19 protein-coding genes are annotated in these 18,029 nt (G+C 70.9%); 8 read left to right on the top strand and 11 right to left on the bottom strand.

The window, feature by feature from the left end; all coding sequences use genetic code 11:
* Positions 1-212 precede the first annotated feature (212 nt).
* From afsQ1 to ACZ56E_RS08040, 5 genes are all read left to right on the top strand, one after another.
* Positions 213-890 (top strand): two-component system response regulator AfsQ1, encoded by a 678-nt coding sequence (afsQ1, locus tag ACZ56E_RS08060; protein WP_033264947.1) that lies wholly within the window; start codon positions 213-215, stop codon positions 888-890.
* A complete protein-coding gene (locus ACZ56E_RS08055) occupies positions 887-2,452 on the top strand; it encodes an ATP-binding protein (protein ID WP_471212252.1) in 1,566 nt (521 codons plus the stop codon). Before afsQ1 ends, ACZ56E_RS08055 begins: the two co-directional genes overlap by 4 nt.
* Complete coding sequence (locus ACZ56E_RS08050) at positions 2,449-3,048, top strand: hypothetical protein (RefSeq protein WP_471212251.1); 600 nt, start codon at positions 2,449-2,451, stop codon at positions 3,046-3,048. Before ACZ56E_RS08055 ends, ACZ56E_RS08050 begins: the two co-directional genes overlap by 4 nt.
* A gap of 52 nt (positions 3,049-3,100) precedes the next feature.
* Positions 3,101-3,649, top strand: coding sequence for a VanZ family protein (locus ACZ56E_RS08045; RefSeq protein WP_468604804.1), 549 nt, complete (start codon positions 3,101-3,103; stop codon positions 3,647-3,649).
* Positions 3,650-3,738: 89 nt separating this feature from the next.
* Positions 3,739-3,939, top strand: a complete 201-nt coding sequence (locus tag ACZ56E_RS08040) for a PspC domain-containing protein (protein WP_268773123.1) — start codon at positions 3,739-3,741, stop codon at positions 3,937-3,939.
* Between the two features lie 61 nt (positions 3,940-4,000).
* Here ACZ56E_RS08040 and ACZ56E_RS08035 read toward each other — a convergent pair whose 3' ends face one another.
* Positions 4,001-4,324 carry an ATP-binding protein gene (locus tag ACZ56E_RS08035; protein WP_471212247.1) on the bottom strand — a complete coding sequence of 108 codons (324 nt, stop codon included), beginning with the start codon at positions 4,322-4,324 and terminating at the stop codon, positions 4,001-4,003.
* Between the two features lie 174 nt (positions 4,325-4,498).
* Entirely contained in the window at positions 4,499-5,668 is a 1,170-nt protein-coding gene (locus ACZ56E_RS08030) for an adenosine deaminase (RefSeq protein WP_471212245.1), read from the bottom strand.
* A 102-nt stretch (positions 5,669-5,770) separates the two neighbouring features.
* Between ACZ56E_RS08030 and ACZ56E_RS08025 the strand changes: the two genes are divergently transcribed.
* Positions 5,771-6,535 (top strand): alpha/beta hydrolase, encoded by a 765-nt coding sequence (locus ACZ56E_RS08025; protein WP_468604798.1) that lies wholly within the window; start codon positions 5,771-5,773, stop codon positions 6,533-6,535.
* On the opposite strand, the gene ACZ56E_RS08020 is transcribed toward ACZ56E_RS08025, so the two are convergent.
* Complete coding sequence (locus tag ACZ56E_RS08020; protein WP_471212243.1) at positions 6,521-7,495, bottom strand: LysR family transcriptional regulator; 975 nt, start codon at positions 7,493-7,495, stop codon at positions 6,521-6,523. The two genes, ACZ56E_RS08025 and ACZ56E_RS08020, sit on opposite strands and share 15 nt — an antisense overlap.
* Before the next feature lie 62 nt (positions 7,496-7,557).
* On the opposite strand from ACZ56E_RS08020, the gene ACZ56E_RS08015 reads away from it, so the two are divergent.
* Complete coding sequence (locus tag ACZ56E_RS08015; protein WP_471212241.1) at positions 7,558-8,844, top strand: MFS transporter; 1,287 nt, start codon at positions 7,558-7,560, stop codon at positions 8,842-8,844.
* A gap of 110 nt (positions 8,845-8,954) precedes the next feature.
* The gene (locus tag ACZ56E_RS08010; RefSeq protein WP_468604792.1) at positions 8,955-9,938 is read left to right on the top strand and encodes a sigma-70 family RNA polymerase sigma factor; all 984 of its coding nucleotides are present in this window, start codon (positions 8,955-8,957) and stop codon (positions 9,936-9,938) included.
* On the opposite strand, the gene ACZ56E_RS08005 is transcribed toward ACZ56E_RS08010, so the two are convergent.
* From ACZ56E_RS08005 to ACZ56E_RS07970, 8 genes are all read right to left on the bottom strand, one after another.
* A complete protein-coding gene (locus ACZ56E_RS08005) occupies positions 9,849-10,229 on the bottom strand; it encodes an STAS domain-containing protein (RefSeq protein WP_471212236.1) in 381 nt (126 codons plus the stop codon). The genes ACZ56E_RS08010 and ACZ56E_RS08005 overlap by 90 nt on opposite strands.
* A gap of 66 nt (positions 10,230-10,295) precedes the next feature.
* The gene (locus ACZ56E_RS08000) at positions 10,296-10,880 is read right to left on the bottom strand and encodes a Uma2 family endonuclease (protein ID WP_471212235.1); all 585 of its coding nucleotides are present in this window, start codon (positions 10,878-10,880) and stop codon (positions 10,296-10,298) included.
* 126 nt (positions 10,881-11,006) lie between these two features.
* On the bottom strand, positions 11,007-12,284 hold the full coding sequence (locus ACZ56E_RS07995; RefSeq protein WP_471212233.1) for a thymidine phosphorylase: 1,278 nt from the start codon (positions 12,282-12,284) through the stop codon (positions 11,007-11,009).
* A gap of 100 nt (positions 12,285-12,384) precedes the next feature.
* Complete coding sequence (locus ACZ56E_RS07990) at positions 12,385-12,786, bottom strand: cytidine deaminase (protein WP_471212231.1); 402 nt, start codon at positions 12,784-12,786, stop codon at positions 12,385-12,387.
* Positions 12,783-14,045, bottom strand: a complete 1,263-nt coding sequence (locus ACZ56E_RS07985) for an ABC transporter permease (protein WP_471212229.1) — start codon at positions 14,043-14,045, stop codon at positions 12,783-12,785. The genes ACZ56E_RS07990 and ACZ56E_RS07985 overlap by 4 nt, the downstream gene beginning before the upstream one ends.
* Positions 14,042-15,172, bottom strand: coding sequence for an ABC transporter permease (locus ACZ56E_RS07980; RefSeq protein ID WP_471212227.1), 1,131 nt, complete (start codon positions 15,170-15,172; stop codon positions 14,042-14,044). Before ACZ56E_RS07980 ends, ACZ56E_RS07985 begins: the two co-directional genes overlap by 4 nt.
* Entirely contained in the window at positions 15,169-16,743 is a 1,575-nt protein-coding gene (locus ACZ56E_RS07975) for an ABC transporter ATP-binding protein (RefSeq protein ID WP_471213105.1), read from the bottom strand. The genes ACZ56E_RS07980 and ACZ56E_RS07975 overlap by 4 nt, the downstream gene beginning before the upstream one ends.
* A gap of 185 nt (positions 16,744-16,928) precedes the next feature.
* The gene (locus tag ACZ56E_RS07970; protein ID WP_471212224.1) at positions 16,929-17,981 is read right to left on the bottom strand and encodes a BMP family lipoprotein; all 1,053 of its coding nucleotides are present in this window, start codon (positions 17,979-17,981) and stop codon (positions 16,929-16,931) included.
* Between the last annotated feature and the right edge of the window lie 48 nt (positions 17,982-18,029).

Genomic DNA, 18,029 nt, shown 5'->3' with positions numbered 1-18,029 from the left:
GTCGGTGGAGTCCGGCTTCTTGCGTGTGACCAGAACTCTGCCGGAGCCACTTCATGACGGTGTCCGCCGACTGTCACAGGCCTGTCACAGGGGTCGGGGACGTCTTCCACCTGTGAAGGTCACGTGTGGGTGCGGCGTTCCGCCGCTCATTGGGGACGCGGACAGGCGCCAGCAGTCGTACTGGGGCCGTGACATGGGACAGAATGACGTCCGTGCCTTCCCTGTTGCTGATCGAGGACGACGACGCCATCCGGACGGCCCTGGAGCTTTCGCTGACGCGCCAGGGGCACCGGGTGGCCACTGCTGCCACCGGCGAGGACGGCCTGAAACTGCTCGGTGAGCAGCGGCCCGACCTGATCGTGCTGGATGTGATGCTGCCGGGCATCGACGGGTTCGAGGTGTGCCGTCGCATCCGGCGCACCGACCAGCTGCCGATCATCCTGCTGACCGCGCGCAACGACGACATCGACGTGGTGGTGGGCCTGGAGTCCGGCGCCGACGACTATGTGGTCAAACCCGTGCAGGGGCGGGTCCTGGACGCGCGGATCCGCGCGGTGCTGCGGCGCGGCGAGCGGGAGGCCAACGACGCGGCGACGTTCGGTTCGCTCGTCATCGACCGGGCCGCGATGACCGTGACGAAGAACGGCGAGGACCTGCAGCTCACGCCGACCGAGCTGCGGCTGCTCCTGGAGCTGAGCCGCAGGCCGGGCCAGGCCCTGTCGCGGCAGCAGCTGCTGCGTCTGGTGTGGGAGCACGACTACCTCGGCGACTCGCGGCTCGTCGACGCGTGCGTGCAGCGGCTGCGCGCCAAGGTCGAGGACGTGCCCTCGTCGCCGACCCTGATCCGCACGGTGCGCGGCGTCGGTTACCGGCTGGACACCCCTCAGTGACCAAAGCGCAGGACAAGCTCCGCGGCTGGGCCGCGGCGCGCAAGGCCATACTGGCGGGGCTGCGTTTCACCAGTCTGCGGCTCAGGCTCGTCGTGGTGTTCGGTCTGGTGGCGCTCACCGCCGCCGTCTCCGCGTCCGGCATCGCCTACTGGCTCAACCGGGAGGCCGTGCTGACGCGTGCGCAGGACGCGGCGCTGAAGGACTTCCGGCAGCAGATGCAGAACCGCGCGGGCGCGCTGCCCGCCGACGCCTCGCAGGACGAACTGCAGGCGACCGCCGAGCAGATGGCGAACAGCGGCCAGCGTTACAGCGTGCTCCTGGTCGGCGAGAAGAAGGGCGGCGGCCAGATCGTCGGCTACAGCGACCTGGACGCGTTCACGCTCGCCAAGGTGCCGGAGTCGCTGCAGCAGGCCGTGACCGAGAAGCAGCCGCTCACCTCGGGCAACAAGAGCCCGTACCACCTGTACTGGCAGCGGACCGTCAACCACGGCACCCCGTACCTGGTGGGCGGCGCCACGGTGATCGGCGGCGGCCCGACCGGTTACATGCTCAAGTCGCTGGAGCCGGAGGCGAAGGACCTCAGTTCGCTCGGCTGGTCCCTGGCCATCGCCACGGGGCTCGCGCTGATCGGCTCCGCGCTGCTCGCGCAGGCCGCGGCGACGACCGTCCTGAAGCCCGTGCACCGGCTCGGCGTCGCCGCGCGGCGGCTCGGCGAGGGCAAGCTGGACACCCGCCTCCGGGTGTCCGGCACCGACGAACTCGCCGACCTTTCCCGTACGTTCAACAAGACCGCGGAGAACCTGGAGAAGAAGGTCGCCGACATGAGCGCCCGCGAGGAGGCGTCCCGGCGCTTCGTCGCCGACATGTCGCACGAGCTGCGCACCCCGCTGACCGCGATCACCGCCGTCACGGAGGTCCTGGAGGAGGAGCTCGACGCGGAGACCGGCTCCGTGGACCCGATGATCGAGCCGGCCGTCCGGCTCGTGGTGAGCGAGACCCGCCGTCTGAACGACCTCGTGGAGAACCTCATGGAGGTCACCCGCTTCGACGCGGGCACCGCGCGCCTCGTCCTGGACGACGTCGACATCGCCGACCAGATCACCGCGTGCATCGACGCGCGCGCCTGGCTCGACGCGGTCGAGCTGGACGCCGAGCGCGGCATCACCGTCCGGCTCGACCCGCGCCGCCTCGACGTCATCCTGGCGAACCTCATCGGCAACGCCCTCAAGCACGGCGGCTCCCCGGTGGAGGTGTCGGTCCGGCTGGCCGACACCAAGCTGGTCATCTCCGTACGCGACCACGGCCCCGGCATCCCGGAGGACGTGCTGCCGCACGTCTTCGACCGGTTCTACAAGGCGAGCGCGTCCCGGCCGCGGTCCGAGGGCAGCGGCCTCGGCCTCTCCATCGCCCTGGAGAACGCGCACATCCACGGCGGCGAGATCACCGCGGCCAACTCTCCGGAGGGCGGCGCGGTCTTCACGCTGTGGCTGCCGCAGCACGACGACGCCGACGACGAGACCGACGCCGAGGACGACGAGCGCGCCGAAGGGGGCCAGGCATGAACGGACGCCGGATGCGGTCCTTCGCCGCCGCGGCGGGGCTGACCGCCGTGCTCGCCGGGTGCGGGATCAGGTCGACCGAGGTGCCGACCGACTACGGCGCCGCGCCGTCGCGGGTGCCGTGCGTGATGTCGGGCTCCGACATCGCCTCGCGCTCGGGCAGCGGCGTGCCGGTGGAGGTCTACCTGGTGTGCGCGGCCCAGCTGGTGAACGTCGACCGCGAGCTGCGGCTCCGTACGGACAAGGCGACCACCGACCGGGTCCGGATCGCCCAGGCGCTCCTCGACGAGCTGGCGGCGCCGCCCTCCGAGCCGGAGAAGCAGGCGGGCTTCGCCACCGACGTGCGCGGCGGCACCACCGTCTCCGGGCCGCGCGCGGGCGACCCGGAGGAGGCGCTGCGCCTGAGCTCCCGGCCGGAGGAGCTGTCCGCGTTCGCGCTGGCCCAGATCGTGTGCACGCTCGCGGGCAACGCGGCGTCGGGCGATCACGAGGTGGTCATGGGCGGCCCCGGGGACAGCCCCCTGCGGAGCTACGAGTGCACCGCGGAGGTCCGGTCCCGGCCGGGCACGGTGGCGCCGCCCGTGAAAACCGTCGAGTAGCCGTCGGCGGGTACGCGGAACCGATCCTGCCGCCTCTGACGTCCTGGGGGGTGTGCGTCAAGGCTCGGGCGGCCACGGTGCCGCCATCCGCTTCCGTGCGGCGGGGGGATTCCTCCTCGTCGCACATCTTCTGCTCGTCGGGTGGATCACGCTGCGTCCACTGGACGTGCCCTGGGTGAGCGCCGCGAATCTGCGGCCACTCGCCGGGATCAAGGCGGATCTGGCGCTGGGCGGTCTCCAGGCCGCCCGCCGGATCGGGGAGAGCGTGCTGCTGCTCGCCCCGCTCGGGGTGCTGCTGCCGCTGGCCGGCGGCCGTCTCGTGGTCTCGCCGTGGGGTTCGCTGGTCCGCACGGTCGCCGCAGGGGCCCTGCTCTCGCTCGGCATCGAGCTGCTGCAGACCGGGGTCCCCGGTCAGGTCGTCGACATCGACTCGCTGCTCCTGAACACCCTCGGGGTGGCCGTCGCGCACCTCGCGGTCGTGCCCGCGGTCCGGGCCAGGCTCCGTCGCGGTGAGGACGGCGGGAGCCGCGCGGCCCTTCCCCGGGAGGACGTGTCTCAGGGGTCGACCCCGACGATTCCCAGGGTCGGTATCGCACCGTAGAGCGATGCTTTGACCCGCTTCGCGTACGTACTGTCGAAGTATCGGGGCACAAGAGAAGCCTCGTACCGACGTTCGCGAAGGAGCCCGACATGACCGCCCTTGCCCGCCCCACCCACGGCCGGATGATCGGCGGAGTGTGCGCAGCCCTGGCCAAGCGCTTCGGCACCTCCGCCACGACGATGCGCGTGATCTTCGTGGTCTCGTGTCTGCTGCCGGGCCCGCAGTTCCTGCTCTACATCGCGATGTGGATCCTGCTGCCCTCGGAGAGCAAGGCCCGCCAGGCCTGGTGACGACAGCGCGATGGGGCGCCCCTCTTCAAAGGGGCGCCCCATCGGCGTACGCGGAGGCGGGTCAGCCGAGCGGCAGGCCGTTGAGGCCGGTGCCGCCGAGCGGCAGACCGCCGAGGAGGCCCGAGACCGGGGAGGTCGGGCCGCCCGGCTTGGGGCCCGCGGTCTTGTCGAGCGCGGGCTTGGTGGCGTTCAGGCCGCTGCCGAGGGCGTTCTGCCCGGCGGACAGGGACTCGGTGGCGCCGGCGGCGGGGACCACGGAGGAGACGGGGCCGAGGGCGGCGGTGGGGTCGGCGGGAGCGGCGTTCGCGGCGCCGGCGCCCGCGGCGGCGAAGGCGGCGCCCAGAGCGGCGACACCGAGGGTCTTGGCGGCTGACTGCTGCTTCATCTTCAATGCGTCCTTGCGTCTTCTGCTCAGGGATTCGAGCGGCGGATCGGGGAGGGGGGTTGCGCGGTTCAACGACCGTGAGCAGCCCCGATCACGGTCCGGGGGCAAAGGAAAAGCGGCCGGGAGAGAGATCTCCCGGCCGCCTGCCCGCCGCGCGGACGCGGACGAATCGCGTCAGCTTCCGGCAGAAGCGCTGGTCGAGACGGTCTGACGGAACAGCCATTCGGACTTCAGCTCGGCATAGCCGGGCTTGATCACGTCATTGATCATGGCCAGTCGTTCATCGAAAGGAATGAATGCTGATTTCATCGCATTGACTGTGAACCACTGCATGTCGTCGAGCGTGTAGCCGAACGTGCCGACCAGGTGCTCGAATTCGCGGCTCATGCTGGTGCCCGACATCAGGCGGTTGTCGGTGTTCACCGTCGCGCGGAAGTGCAGCTTGCGCAGCAGCCCGATGGGGTGCTCGGCGTACGAGGAGGCGGCGGCCGTCTGGAGGTTGGACGTCGGGCAGAGCTCCAGCGGGATCCGCTTGTCGCGGACGTACGACGCGAGGCGGCCGAGCTTCACGGTGCCGTCGTCGGCGATCTCGATGTCGTCGATGATGCGCACGCCGTGGCCGAGCCGGTCGGCGCCGCACCACTGGAGGGCCTGCCAGATCGACGGCAGGCCGAAGGCCTCGCCCGCGTGGATCGTGAAGTGGTTGTTCTCGCGCTTCAGGAACTCGAAGGCGTCGAGGTGGCGGGTGGGAGGGAAGCCCGCCTCCGCGCCCGCGATGTCGAAGCCGACCACTCCCAAGTCGCGGTAGCGGTTGGCGAGTTCGGCGATCTCCAGGGCGCGGGCCGCGTGCCGCATGGCGGTGAGCAGCGCGCCGACGCGGATGCGGTGGCCGTTGGCCTTCGCGCGGCGCTCGCCCTCGCGGAAGCCTTCGTTGACCGCCTCGACGACCTCTTCGAGGGTGAGGCCCTGCTCCAGGTGCTGCTCGGGGGCGTACCTGATCTCGGCGTAGACCACGCCGTCCTCGGCGAGGTCCTCGGCGCACTCGGCGGCGACGCGCTTGAGTGCGTCCTTCGTCTGCATCACCGCGCAGGTGTGGGCGAAGGTCTCCAGGTACCGCTCCAGGGAGCCGGAGTCGGCCGCCTCGCGGAACCAGATCCCGAGCTTGTCGGGGTCGGTCTCGGGCAGGTTCTCGTACCCGCAGTCGCGGGCGAGGTCGACGATCGTGCCGGGGCGCAGGCCGCCGTCGAGGTGGTCGTGCAGAAGCACCTTGGGGGCACGGCGGATCTGCTCGACGCTGGGCGTTTCACGGTCCGTGTGACCGGTCGTGTGTGTCTGGCTCGTCATTTCGGCACTCTAGCGCCTACGCGCGTAGAACTCACTGGTCGATACGTAACAGTGACCCTGCGGACGGGTGGCGTACACCATGGCTTCTGACACTGTTCTGTCATGGCACAGCAAGGGACCGCGGGGCCGGCGGGCGCGGCCAGGCTCGGGCGCGCGATCGGGACGGCGCCCTCGGCGGTGGGCGGAGCGGTGCTCCTGCTGCCCGGCGGCACCGAGACCTCCACCCGCAGACCGTCGCCGCTGGCGGGCTCCGGCGTGCGCGCGCTGGGCCGCAGACTGGCCCACGACGGGCGCGAGGCAGGCCTCGTCACACATGTCGTGCGCTACCGCTGCCGGGGCTGGAACGGCGCGCAGGCGGAGCTGGCCCGCGACACGGCCTGGGCGGCGGACGAGATCGTACGTCTCTACGGCGACGTCCCCGTCTGTCTCGCCGGAGTGGACATGGGCGGCCGCGCGGCGCTGCGCGCGGGCGGGCACGAGGCCGTCAACTCGGTCCTGGCGATGGCGCCCTGGCTGCCCGAGGACGATGTGGCCGCGCCACCCGAACCGGTGAAGCACCTCGCGGGGCGGCGGGTGCTCATCGTGCACGGCACGAACGACGAGCGGACCGACCCGGAGCTGTCGTTCCGGTTCGCCGAGCGGGCGAAGAAGGCGAACCGCGACGTGTGCCGGTTCGAGGTGCACTCCGACGGGCACCGGTTGCAGCAGCACCAGTCCGAAGTCCTCGCGCTGGCCTCGGACTTCGTGCTGGGCGCGCTGTTCGGGACGGGCTTCGCCCGCCCCTTGGAGGACGCGTTGGCCGCTCCCCCGCCGCTCGGGCTGCGGATGCCGTTGGCCTCCGGCTTCGGGCAGTCACTCAGGCACTGAGAGGCTCTGCTGCTGCAGCAGCTTTCCCTTCCTGCTCAGCAGGAACTCCTTGAACGCCGCCACCGGCGGGGTGTCCGGATGGCCGCCCAGCCAGGCCACGCCGATCTCGCGCACCGCCCGCTGCCCGGTCACCGTCAGCTCCACGACCCCGGGCCGGGGCACGGCGGGCGGCGGCAGCAGGGCCACGCCGAGGCCCGCGGCGACCAGGCCGCGCAGCGTCTCCGCCTCCTCGCCCTCGAAGGCGACGCGGGGCTTGAAGCCCGCCTCCCGGCAGAGGTCGTCCGTGATGCGGCGCAGGCCGTAGCCCGGCTCCAGGGTGACGAAGGCCTCCTCGGCGGCCTCGGTGAGGCGGACCCGCTTGCGGGCGGCAAGCCGGTGGTCGTCGGGCACGACCAGGCGCAGGCGCTGCTCGTCGAGGCGGCGGGCGACCAGATCCGGGGCGTCGGGCACGGGTGAGGTGAGGCAGAGGTCGAGCTCGCCGGCGCGCAGCCGCTCGATCATCGCCTCGCCGTAGTTCTGCACCAGGCTGAAGCGCACGCGCGGGTGGTCGGCGCGGAAGGCGCGGATCAGTCCGGGCACCGTCTCGGAGCCCATGGTGTGCAGGAAGCCGAAGGCGACCTTGCCGGTCTCCGGGTCGGCGTCGGCGCGCACCGACTCGGCGGCCCGCTCCACCTCGCCGAGCGCCCGCTCGACCGAGGTGAGGAAGGTGCGGCCCGCCGGGGTGAGCGAGACGGTGCGGCCGCGGCGCGCGAACAGGTCGACGCCGAGGTCCCGTTCGAGCCGGACGAGGGCGCGGGAGAGCGTCGACTGGGGGATCCGCATCTGCTGGGCGGCGCGCGTGACGTGCTCGGTCCGCGCGGCTCCCGCGAAGTACGCCAGGCGAGGCGCGAGCAGCGCCACGATGTCCTCCACGTCACTGTTCTGTGACACGCGCGGCTGTGACCTCGGCTGATGCTGCATAGGAATGATTATGGCGATTCCATGCATTGGACGCATCAAAAATCCGGCCGTACGTTCGTGGCATGCCTCCTGCCAGTAGCGGGGCGGCCGCCACCCACGCGGCCGCCCTCCCCTCGTCGTCCCCCGCCGCCGATTCCCGTCTGACCCCGGGCGGACCCGGCTACCGCCGGATGAGCTTCGCGCTCTTCCTCGCGGGCGTCGCCACCTTCGCCCTCCTCTACTCCACGCAGGCCCTCCTGCCGCTCGTCTCCGCGGACTTCGGCGTGAGCGCGAGCACGGCGAGCTGGACGGTGTCGGCGGCCACGGGCGCACTGGCTCTCTTCGTCCTTCCGCTGAGCGCGCTCAGCGAGCGCTACGGACGGCGCGCGGTGATGACGGCCTCGCTGACCGTCGCCGTCGCCGTCGGGCTTCTTGTCCCCTTCTCCCCCTCGGTCGAGGTGCTGATCGCGCTGCGCGCCGTGCAGGGCGCGGCGCTCGCCGGGCTCCCCGCGTCCGCGATGGCGTTCCTCGCCGAGGAGGTGCGGCCGAAGGCGCTGGTCGCCGCGATCGGCATGTTCGTGGCGGGCAACTCCATCGGCGGCATGAGCGGGCGGATCGTGACCGGCTGGGTCGCGCAGGCGTGGGGCTGGCGCGCCGCGGTCGGCGTGGTCGGTGTCATGGCGTTGCTGTGCGCGGTCGCCTTCCGGGTGCTGCTGCCCGCGCCGCGGCACTTCACCGCGGGCACGCTCAGCCCCAAGTCCCTCGCCCGCACGGTGCGTACGCATCTGTCGAACCCGCTCCTGTGCAGGCTGTACGCGATCGGGGCGCTGTTCATGACCGTCTTCGGCGCGGTCTACACGGTGATCGGATACCGGCTCACCGAGGCGCCGTTCTCGCTCCCGCAGGGCGTCATCGGCTCGATCTTCCTGGTCTACCTCGTCGGTACGGTCTCGTCGGCGGCCGCGGGGAAGCTGGTGGCCCGGCTCGGGCGGCGCGGGGCGCTGTATCTGGCGGTGAGCACGACGGCCGGCGGGCTGCTGCTCTCCCTCTCCTCCTCGCTGGGCCTCGTCCTGCTCGGCCTCGTGCTGATCACCGCCGGTTTCTTCGCGGGCCACGCGGTCGCGTCCTCTTCCGTGAGCCGTACGGCGACGACCGGGCGTGCGCAGGCGTCGGCGCTCTACCAGTCCGCGTACTACCTGGGTTCCAGCGCGGGCGGCACGCTCGGCGCGGTCGCCTTCCACGCGGGCGGCTGGGCCGGGACGGTGGGGCTCGGCGTCCTCGCCGTGCTCGGCGTCGTGTCGGTGACGGTGTGGGGCTCGCACGCGGCGCGGACGGAGCGGCGGCGCGGGCTCGTGGCCCGCTCCTGCTGATTTCACCTGCGGGTTTTCCCACTCCGGGGGCCGTTGTCAGTGGGCTGCGGTAGCTTCCGATGTGTGGGGCCTCACATCGGGCTCCGTTCGGCAGCCAGGGGTGGGTTGGGATGAGCGACAGCGCAGGGACGACGACCGAGCTGGACGTCACGCTGGAGAAACACCGGGTCGAGCTGACCGGGTACTGCTATCGGATGCTCGGCTCGGCCTTCGAGGCCGAGGACGCCGTGCAGGACACGATGGTGCGCGCCTGGCGCAGCTTCGAGAAGTTCGAGGGCCGCTCCAGCATCCGCTCCTGGCTCTACCGCATCGCGACGAACGTCTGCCTGGACATGCTGAACGCAGGCAATCGCCGCGCCCGCCCCATGGATCTGACCGCCGCCGCCCCGCTGGCCCAGGCCGCGCTCACCCCCCGCCCGGACAACACCTGGCTGGAGCCGATGCCCGACGCCCGCGTCCTGCCGTCGCTCCACGACCCCGCGGAGGCGGCGGTCGCCAAGGAGTCCGTGCGCCTCGCGTTCGTCGCCGCGCTGCAGAGCCTGCCGCCCAAGCAGCGTGCGGTGCTGATCCTGCGCGAGGTCCTCGCGTGGAAGGCCAGCGAGGTCGCCGAGCTGATCGACACCTCCGTCGCCTCGGTGAACAGCGCGCTGCAGCGGGCCCGCGCCACCCTCGCCGAGCGGCCGGCGGACGACACGGCCGTCTCCGATCCGCTCGACGAGGAGCAGCAGAAGCTCCTCGACCGCTATGTGGCGGCCTTCGAGGGGTATGACATGGCGGCGCTCACCGCGCTGCTCGCCGAGGACGCCGTCATGACGATGCCGCCGTTCGACCTGTGGCTGCGCGGCACGGCGGACATCACGGGCTTCATGTCCACCATGGGCGCCGCGTGTGCCAACGGCCGCCTCCTGCCGGTGCAGGTGAACGGCACACCGGGCTTCGCGCAGTACAAGCCCGACCCCGACAACGGCGGCTTCATGCCCTGGTCGATCCAGGTCGTGGAGATCTCAGAGGGCCGTATCGCCGGCTTCCACTGCTTCCTGGACACCCAGCGGTGGTTCCCGCTGTTCGGCGTGCCCCTCCATCTCGACGACTAGGCCGAGCAGTTCGACGATCCCGACGAGTCCGAGGAGGGCGTGCAGTCCGGGTCTGGGGTTCCTCAGCCGGATCCGGCTTCCGGCTCTGCGGGCGGCGAGGTGCAGCCGGGCGATGGCGTCGACGGTGGTGAGGTCGGCGGTGGTGACGGCGGAGACGTCACAGATCACGTCGCCCGCCGCGCCGTCGCCGGGCCCGTGCCGGGCGGCGGCCACCTGCTCGCACAGACGCGGGATGTCGTCCGGGCGCAGGGGTCCCTCGATTCGGATGAGGTGCTCTTCGGAGTCAGCCACGCAGGGTTGACCGAAGCGGTGGGCGGAACTCATCGGTGCCCGCGCCCACGGTGGGGTCCGCCCGCGTCAGTCCACGGGGAACGCGCTGGTGTCGATCTCCAGCCCGAAGGGCTCGGGAAGCTTGACGACCTCACCGAACTTGCAGGCGCTCAGGGTTCGGTAGACGTCGCCTCGGGGTTCGCCGTAGAGGGTGACCTTAGGGCCGCCGGGGGCCCAGCGGTCGATGAGGAGGTAGAGGGGGACACCCGCTGCTGCGTAGCTCGCGGGCTTACTGATGCGGTCGTGGTGGGCGTTCGACGGTGATGTCACCTCGACGACGAGTTCGGCGGCGCCCGCTGAAATGTAGGTGCCGGGGACTCCGGCTTCCGCAACAGGAACCACGACAAGATCCGGGATGAACACGCCCAGCCTCGATGGCACGGCAACGGACAGCGTCTGGTAGATCCCCCAGTCCTCTGGGATTACGGAATAGAGGCGGCGGTGAACCTTCTCCGCAATGACGTTGTGCTGGTTCGCAGGGCTAGGTGACACGGTGATGACCCCATCGATGATCTCCACCTTGCTGCCCTCGGGCCACTCCATCTCCTCCCGGAGCCGGAGCAAGTCGTCCCAGCTCTGGCCGGGCCAATGGCCTACGGTGAGTGCGCTCATGGCGGTCTCCTCTTTCGGTACGTCACCGATCCCAGCATGCCGAACGGGACCGGCGGCGGTCCACCGATCCCGTTCACCCGTACGAGTACGCCCTGGTCAAGGCCCCGCCAAGGGCCCGCCGAGCTCTCAGCCGATCCGGTCCCGCACGATCGCCCCCGGCGAGAAGTCCGTCCCCGCCGGAGCGATGTCGTACGAACCCTCCAGGGACTGGACCGCGTACGCGAACCGCTCCGGCGTGTCCGTGTGCAGGGTCATCAGGGGCGCGCCCGCCTCGACGGAGTCGCCCGGCTTGGCGTGGAGTTCGACGCCCGCGCCCGCCTGCACGACGTCCTCCTTGCGCGCACGCCCCGCGCCGAGGCGCCACGCGGCGACGCCGACGTCGTACGCGTCGAGGCGGGTCAGCACGCCCGACGACGGCGCGGTGACCACATGCCGCTCCCGTGCCACCGGCAGCTCCGCGTCCGGGTCGCCGCCCTGCGCCGCGATCATGCGGCGCCACACGTCCATCGCCGAGCCGTCGGCCAGCGCCTTCGCCGGGTCGGCGTCCTTCAGGCCCGCCGCGTCCAGCATCTCGCGGGCCAGCGCGAGGGTGAGCTCGACGACATCCGCCGGGCCGCCGCCCGCGAGGACCTCGACCGACTCGCGGACCTCGAGGGCGTTGCCCGCCGTGAGGCCGAGCGGCGTCGACATGTCCGTGAGCAGGGCCACCGTACGGACACCGCTGTCCGTGCCCAACTCGACCATGGTCGAGGCCAGTTCGCGCGCGTCGTCCAGGTTCTTCATGAAGGCGCCGGTGCCGACCTTCACGTCCAGGACCAGCGAACCCGTGCCCTCGGCGATCTTCTTCGACATGATGGACGAGGCGATCAGCGGGATCGCCTCCACCGTGCCGGTGACGTCACGCAGGGCGTAGAGCTTCTTGTCGGCGGGGGCCAGGCCGTCGCCCGCCGCGCAGATGACCGAGCCGACGCCGTCGAGGACGCTCAGCATCTCCTCGTTGGAGAGCAGCGCGCGCCAGCCGGGGATGGCCTCCAGCTTGTCGAGGGTGCCGCCGGTGTGGCCGAGGCCGCGGCCCGACAGCTGCGGGACGGCCGCGCCGCACGCGGCGACCAGCGGGGCGAGCGGCAGCGTGATCTTGTCGCCGACGCCGCCGGTGGAGTGCTTGTCGGCGGTCGGGCGGGACAGCGAGGAGAAGTCCATGCGCTCGCCGGACGCGATCATCGCGGCGGTCCAGCGGGCGATCTCCTTGCGGTTCATGCCGTTGAGCAGGATCGCCATCGCGAGGGACGACATCTGCTCGTCGGCGACCGCGCCGCGGGTGTAGGCGTCGATGACCCAGTCGATCTGCTCGTCGCTGAGCTCGCCCCGGTCGCGCTTGGTGCGGATGACGGAGATGACGTCCATGGCATGTCCTTCCAGCAGTTACGGCGTCGTACCGGCCAGACTCTACGCGCATAGAGCCCGACCGCGAAGAAGGCCCCCGCCAACAGACGGGGGCCAGGCTTCAGTTGAGGTGCTGCGGACCGAACGCGTCGGGGAGCATGTCGGCGAGCGTGCGCACGCCCGACGCCGTCTCCAGGAGCAGCTCGGGCCCCCCGAACTCGTAGAGCAGCTGGCGGCAGCGGCCGCACGGCATCAGGATCTCGCCCTTGCCGTCCACGCAGGTGAAGTGCGTGAGGCGGCCGCCGCCGGTCAGCTGGAGCTGCGAGACCAGGCCGCACTCGGCGCAGAGACCGAGGCCGTACGACGCGTTCTCCACATTGCAGCCGGAGACGGTCCTGCCGTCGTCGACCAGGGCCGCGGCGCCGACCGGGAAGCCCGAGTAGGGCGCGTACGCGCGGGCCATGGCCTCGCGCGCGGCCTCCCGCAGGGAGTCCCAGTCGGTGTCCGCGGCGGCGGTCGTCACTTGCCCTGCCCCTTCCGGTACGGCATTCCGTCCGCCTTCGGCATCCGCAGCCGCTGGGCGGAGAGCGAGAGGACCAGCAGGGTCACCACGTACGGAGTGGCGGTGACGACCTGGTTGGGCACCTCGTCGGTCAAGCCGTACCACAGGAACATCAGCGCGGAGACGGCCGCGGTGATCACCGCGGGGACGTATCGCTTGCGCCACGCGAGGTAGATCGCGCCGATGACCAGCAGGATCGCGATGAGCAGGAGCAGCGCGTGGACGTTGGTGCCGCCACCCCGGAGCTTCAGGCTGTCGGTGTAACCGAACAGGCCCGCGCCGAGCGCGAGTCCGCCCGGCATCCAGTTGCCGAAGATCATCGCGGCGAGGCCGATGTAGCCGCGGCCGCCGGTCTGGCCCTCCAGGTAGATGTTGGAGGCGACGAGCGAGAGGAAGGCGCCGCCGAGGCCCGCGAGGCCGCCGGAGATGACCACGGCCAGGTACTTGTACTTGTAGACGTTGACGCCGAGCGACTCGGCGGCGATCGGGTTCTCGCCGCAGGAGCGCAGCCGCAGGCCGAACGCTGTGCGCCACAGGATCCACCAGCTCAGCGGGACCATGGCGACCGCGACGACGGTGAGCGGCGAGAGGTCGGTGAACAGGCCGCCGAACAGGCCCGCGAGGTCGGAGACCAGGAACCAGTGCTTGCCGTTGAGGTCGGCGAGCCAGTCGGAGAGGCCCGGCACGGAGAAGTTGCCGAGCGATTCGACGGGCGGCGACTGCTTCGACGTACCGCCCTCCTCGCCCTCGAAGGCGAAGGTCGCGAGGTAGCGGGTGGCGCCGAGGGCCAGGATGTTGAGGGCCACGCCGGAGACGATGTGGTTGACGTTGAAGGTGATCGTGACGATCGCGTGCAGCAGGCCGCCGAGCGCGCCGCCGGCGATGCCGAACAGGACGCCCACCCACGGGCCCCACTGGAAGCCGGCCCAGGCGCCGAACCAGGTGCCGAGGATCAGCATGCCTTCGAGGCCGATGTTGACGACGCCCGCGCGCTCGGCCCACAGGCCGCCGAGGCCCGCGAGGCCGATCGGCACGGCGAGCTTGAGCGCCGTGGACATCTGGCCGGTGGACGTGATGCCGTCGGCGCCGGTGATCATGCGGACCACGGAGGTCAGCACCAGGACGCCCGCGATGACCAGCAGGAGCACGGGGAGCGAGATGCGGCGGCGGCCCGGCGCGGGCTGCTTGGCCGAGGGCTTGGCGACGGTTGCCGAGCTCATCGGGCAGCCACCTCCTTCACGGAGTCGTTGTTGCCGTTCGCCCGGGCGGCGGCGGCCAGTTCCTCACCGACGCGGCGCTGCTGGCGGCGCAGGCCCCAGCGGCGCACCTCCTCGTAGGAGACGACGACCGCAATCACGATGAGGCCCTGCATGATCACCGCGATCTCCTTGTCGTACGCCTCGGGCTGGGCGTAGTCGAGGGCGGGCGACGCCTTGTCGAGGAAGGCCCAGAGCAGCGCCGCGAAGGCGATGCCGACGGGGTTGTTGCGGCCGAGGAGTGCGATGCCGATGGCGGTGAAGCCGAGGCCCGCGGGGAAGGAGAGGCTGTACGTGTGGGTGTCGCCGAGCAGGATCGGCAGGCCCGCGAGGCCCGACACCGCGCCGGAGATCAGCATCGCGCTGAGCACCATGCGCTTGGCGTTGACGCCGGAGGCGGCGGCGGCCGACTCGGAGGCGCCGGTGGCGCGCAGGTCGAAGCCGAACCGGGTGCGGTTGAGGACCAGCCAGTACAGGACGCCGGCGAGGACCGCGACGACCACGAAGCCGTAGATCTCGCCGCCCGCCACCTTGATGCCGGGGAACCAGCCGGACTTCTCCATCACGCCGGTGGTCTGGTTGTTGCCGACCGGGACGCCGAAGTTCTCGGTGAGGGTGAGGTAGGCGATGACGCTCGTCGCGATGGCGTTGAGCATGATCGTGGCGACCACCTCGCTGACACCTCGGGTGGTCTTGAGGACGCCCGCGATGCCGGCCCAGAAGGCGCCGGTGAGCATGGCGACCAGCATGAGCACGGGGATCTGCAGGAACGACGGCAGCGCGAGGTGCGTGCCGACAACGGCGGTGGCCATCGCGGCGAGCCGGTACTGGCCGTCCACGCCGATGTTGAACAGGTTCATGCGGAAGCCGATGGCCACCGCGAGCGCCGCCAGGTAGTACATGCCGGCCTGGTTGAGGATCAGCACCTGCACGTCGGAGAAGGTGGCCTGCTCCAGCATCAGGCTGTACGGCTCGATCGGGCTCTTGCCCGACGCGAGCAGCACGACCGAGGTCAGCGCCACGGCCGCGATCAGCGCGATGACCGGTCCGGCCACCGCGAGGAGCACGCGCTCCTTGTCGAACTTCTTCATCGGGCCTCGTCCTCCGGGGCGTCTTCTTCCACGTGCTCCAAGTGACCCGACGCGGCACCGGTCATCGCCGAGCCGAGCTCTTCCGGCGTGATGGTGGACGGGTCGGCGTCCGCCACGAGCCGGCCGCGGTAGATCACGCGGAGCGTGTCGGAGAGGCCGATCAGCTCGTCCAGGTCGGCGGAGATCAGCAGCACGGCCAGGCCTTCGCGGCGGGCCTCGCGGATCTGGTCCCAGATCTGCGCCTGCGCGCCGACGTCCACACCGCGGGTGGGGTGGGCGGCGATCAGGAAGCGCGGGTGGTGGCTCATCTCGCGGCCGACGATCAGCTTCTGCTGGTTGCCGCCGGAGAGGGAGGCCGCCGTCACGTCGATGCCGGGCGTACGGACGTCGTACTCCTCGACGATGCGGCGGGTGTCGGCCTGCGCGCCCTTGGGGTCGAGCCAGAAGCCGCGTGCGTTGGGCTTCTCGGTGACGTGGCCGAGGATGCGGTTCTCCCACAGCGGGGACTCCAGGAGGAGGCCGTGGCGGTGGCGGTCCTCGGGGATGTACCCGATGCCGTCCTCGCGCCGCTTGCGGGTCGCCGTGCCGGTGATGTCCTCGCCGGCCATGCGGATGACGCCGGAGTCGGCGTGCTTGAGGCCGATGAGCGCGTCGATCAGCTCGGTCTGGCCGTTGCCCTCGACGCCCGCGATGCCGAGGACCTCGCCCTCGTGGATCGTGAAGGAGATGTCGTCGAGCAGCGCGCGGCCCGAGTCGCCCTCGGCGAGCAGCTTGAGGCCCTCGACCTGGATCATCGGGCGGTCGGTGACCGTCGACTCCGCCGTCTCGGGGGTGGGGAGTTCGCTGCCCACCATCAGCTCGGCGAGCTGGCGCGGGGTCGTCTCGGACGGGATCGCCGTGCCGACCGTCGTGCCGCGCCGGATGACGGTGATGTCGTCGGCGACGGACAGGACTTCGCCGAGCTTGTGCGAGATGAAGATGACGGAGAGGCCCTCGGCCTTGAGCTCGCGGAGGTTGTCGAAGAGCGCGTCGACCTCCTGCGGCACGAGCACGGCCGTCGGCTCGTCGAGGATCAGCGTGGTGGCGCCGCGGTAGAGGACCTTGAGGATCTCCACGCGCTGCCGGTCGGCGACGCCGAGGTCCTCCACGTACGCGTCGGGGCGCACGCCGAGGCCGTAGCGGTCGGAGAGGTCGAGGATCGTGCGGCGGGCGGCGCCGCCGATGCCGTGCAGCTTCTCGCTGCCGAGCACGATGTTCTCGAGGACGGTGAGCTGGTCGGCGAGCATGAAGTGCTGGTGCACCATGCCGATGCCGCGGGCGATGGCGTCGGCGGGGCTGCCGAAGGCGACCTGCTCGCCGTCGACAGTGATGGTGCCCTCGTCCGGCTTCTGCATGCCGTAGAGGATCTTCATCAGGGTCGACTTGCCCGCGCCGTTCTCACCGACGAGGGCGTGCACGGTGCCCTTGCGGACGGTCAGGTGGATGTCGTGGTTGGCGACGACTCCGGGGAAGCGCTTGGTGATGCCGACGAGTTCGACGGCGACGGGCGGAGGGTTGGTGGACGCGTCGATGGCGCACTCTCCTCGGGGGCCAGAAGGCCCGAAGGGCCTGAAGGAAAGGGGCCGCCTACGCGCGCAGTGCCCCTGCTGCTGAAATATGGCTCGCGCGAACGGGGCGCGGGTGAACCATCGTCCCCCACACCCCGTCGCACGAGAATCACGCTGCCGTTACGGCAGTCGTCGGATCAACTGCCGCCTTACGGCTTGGTCTTGACCTTGATCTTGCCGCTCTTGATGCCCTCTTCGGCCTTCTTCAGGGCCGCCTGGACGTCCTTCATCTTCATGAACTCGGGGTTCGACTCGGCGAGCGCGACACCGCCCGACTTCAGGTCGGCGCGGACGACGCCGCCCTTGGCGGTGCCGTCCTCGACGGCCTTCGCCAGGTTGTACACGGAGCCCGCGACGTCCTTGGTCGCCGAGGTCAGGATGTACTTCTTGTACTTGGCGAGGGCGTCCTGCTTGTACTGGTCGGAGTCGACGCCGATCGCCCAGATCTTCTTGGCGGCGGCGGCCTCGATGACGCCCTGACCGGAGAGGCCGGCGGCGTGGTAGACCACGTCGGCGCCCTTCTCGATCTGGCCCTGGGCGGCGGTCTTGCCCTTGTCGGGGCTGGTGAAGCCGCCGTCCTCGGCCTTCTCCGTCAGGTACTGCTTGACGACCTTGACCTTGGGGTCGGTGTCCTTGACGCCCTGCGCGAAGCCCGCCTCAAACTTGTGGATGAGGGGGACGTCCACGCCGCCGACGAAGCCGACGGTCTTGGACTTGGTGGTCTTGGCGGCGGTGACGCCCGCGAGGTAGGACGCCTCCTGCTCGCTGAAGACCAGGTCGGAGACGTTGTCGGCCTTGACGGTCTCGTCGTCGACGATGCCGAAGGTGACCTTCGGGAACTGCTCCGAGACCTCCTTGATCGCCGGCGCGTACGCGTAGCCGACGCCGATGACCGGGTTGTAGCCCTGCTTGGCGAGCTGCGTCAGGCGCTGCGTCTTGTCGGCGTCGGACTCGCCGTCGACGGGCTCGACGGCCTTCTCGCCCGTCTTGAACTCCTTGGCGGCCTTCTTCATGCCCTCGGTGGCGGCATCGTTGAAGGACTGGTCGCCGGCGCCGCCGACGTCGTAGGCGATGGCGACGCCCTTGTTCTTGTCGTCCTTGCTCGCGGCGGCGTCGCTGGACGTGCCACCACAGGCGGAGACGGTTACGGCAAGAGCGGCGGTCGCGGCGCCCGCGACAGCTATTCGAGACACCCGGCGCATAGAGACGAACTCCTTAGTACAAGCAAGCACAAGCACGTTCGAGCGCCT

Source organism: Streptomyces sp. NPDC039480, assembly GCF_055597165.1.
This window is presented reverse-complemented; position numbering and strand designations above follow the sequence as displayed.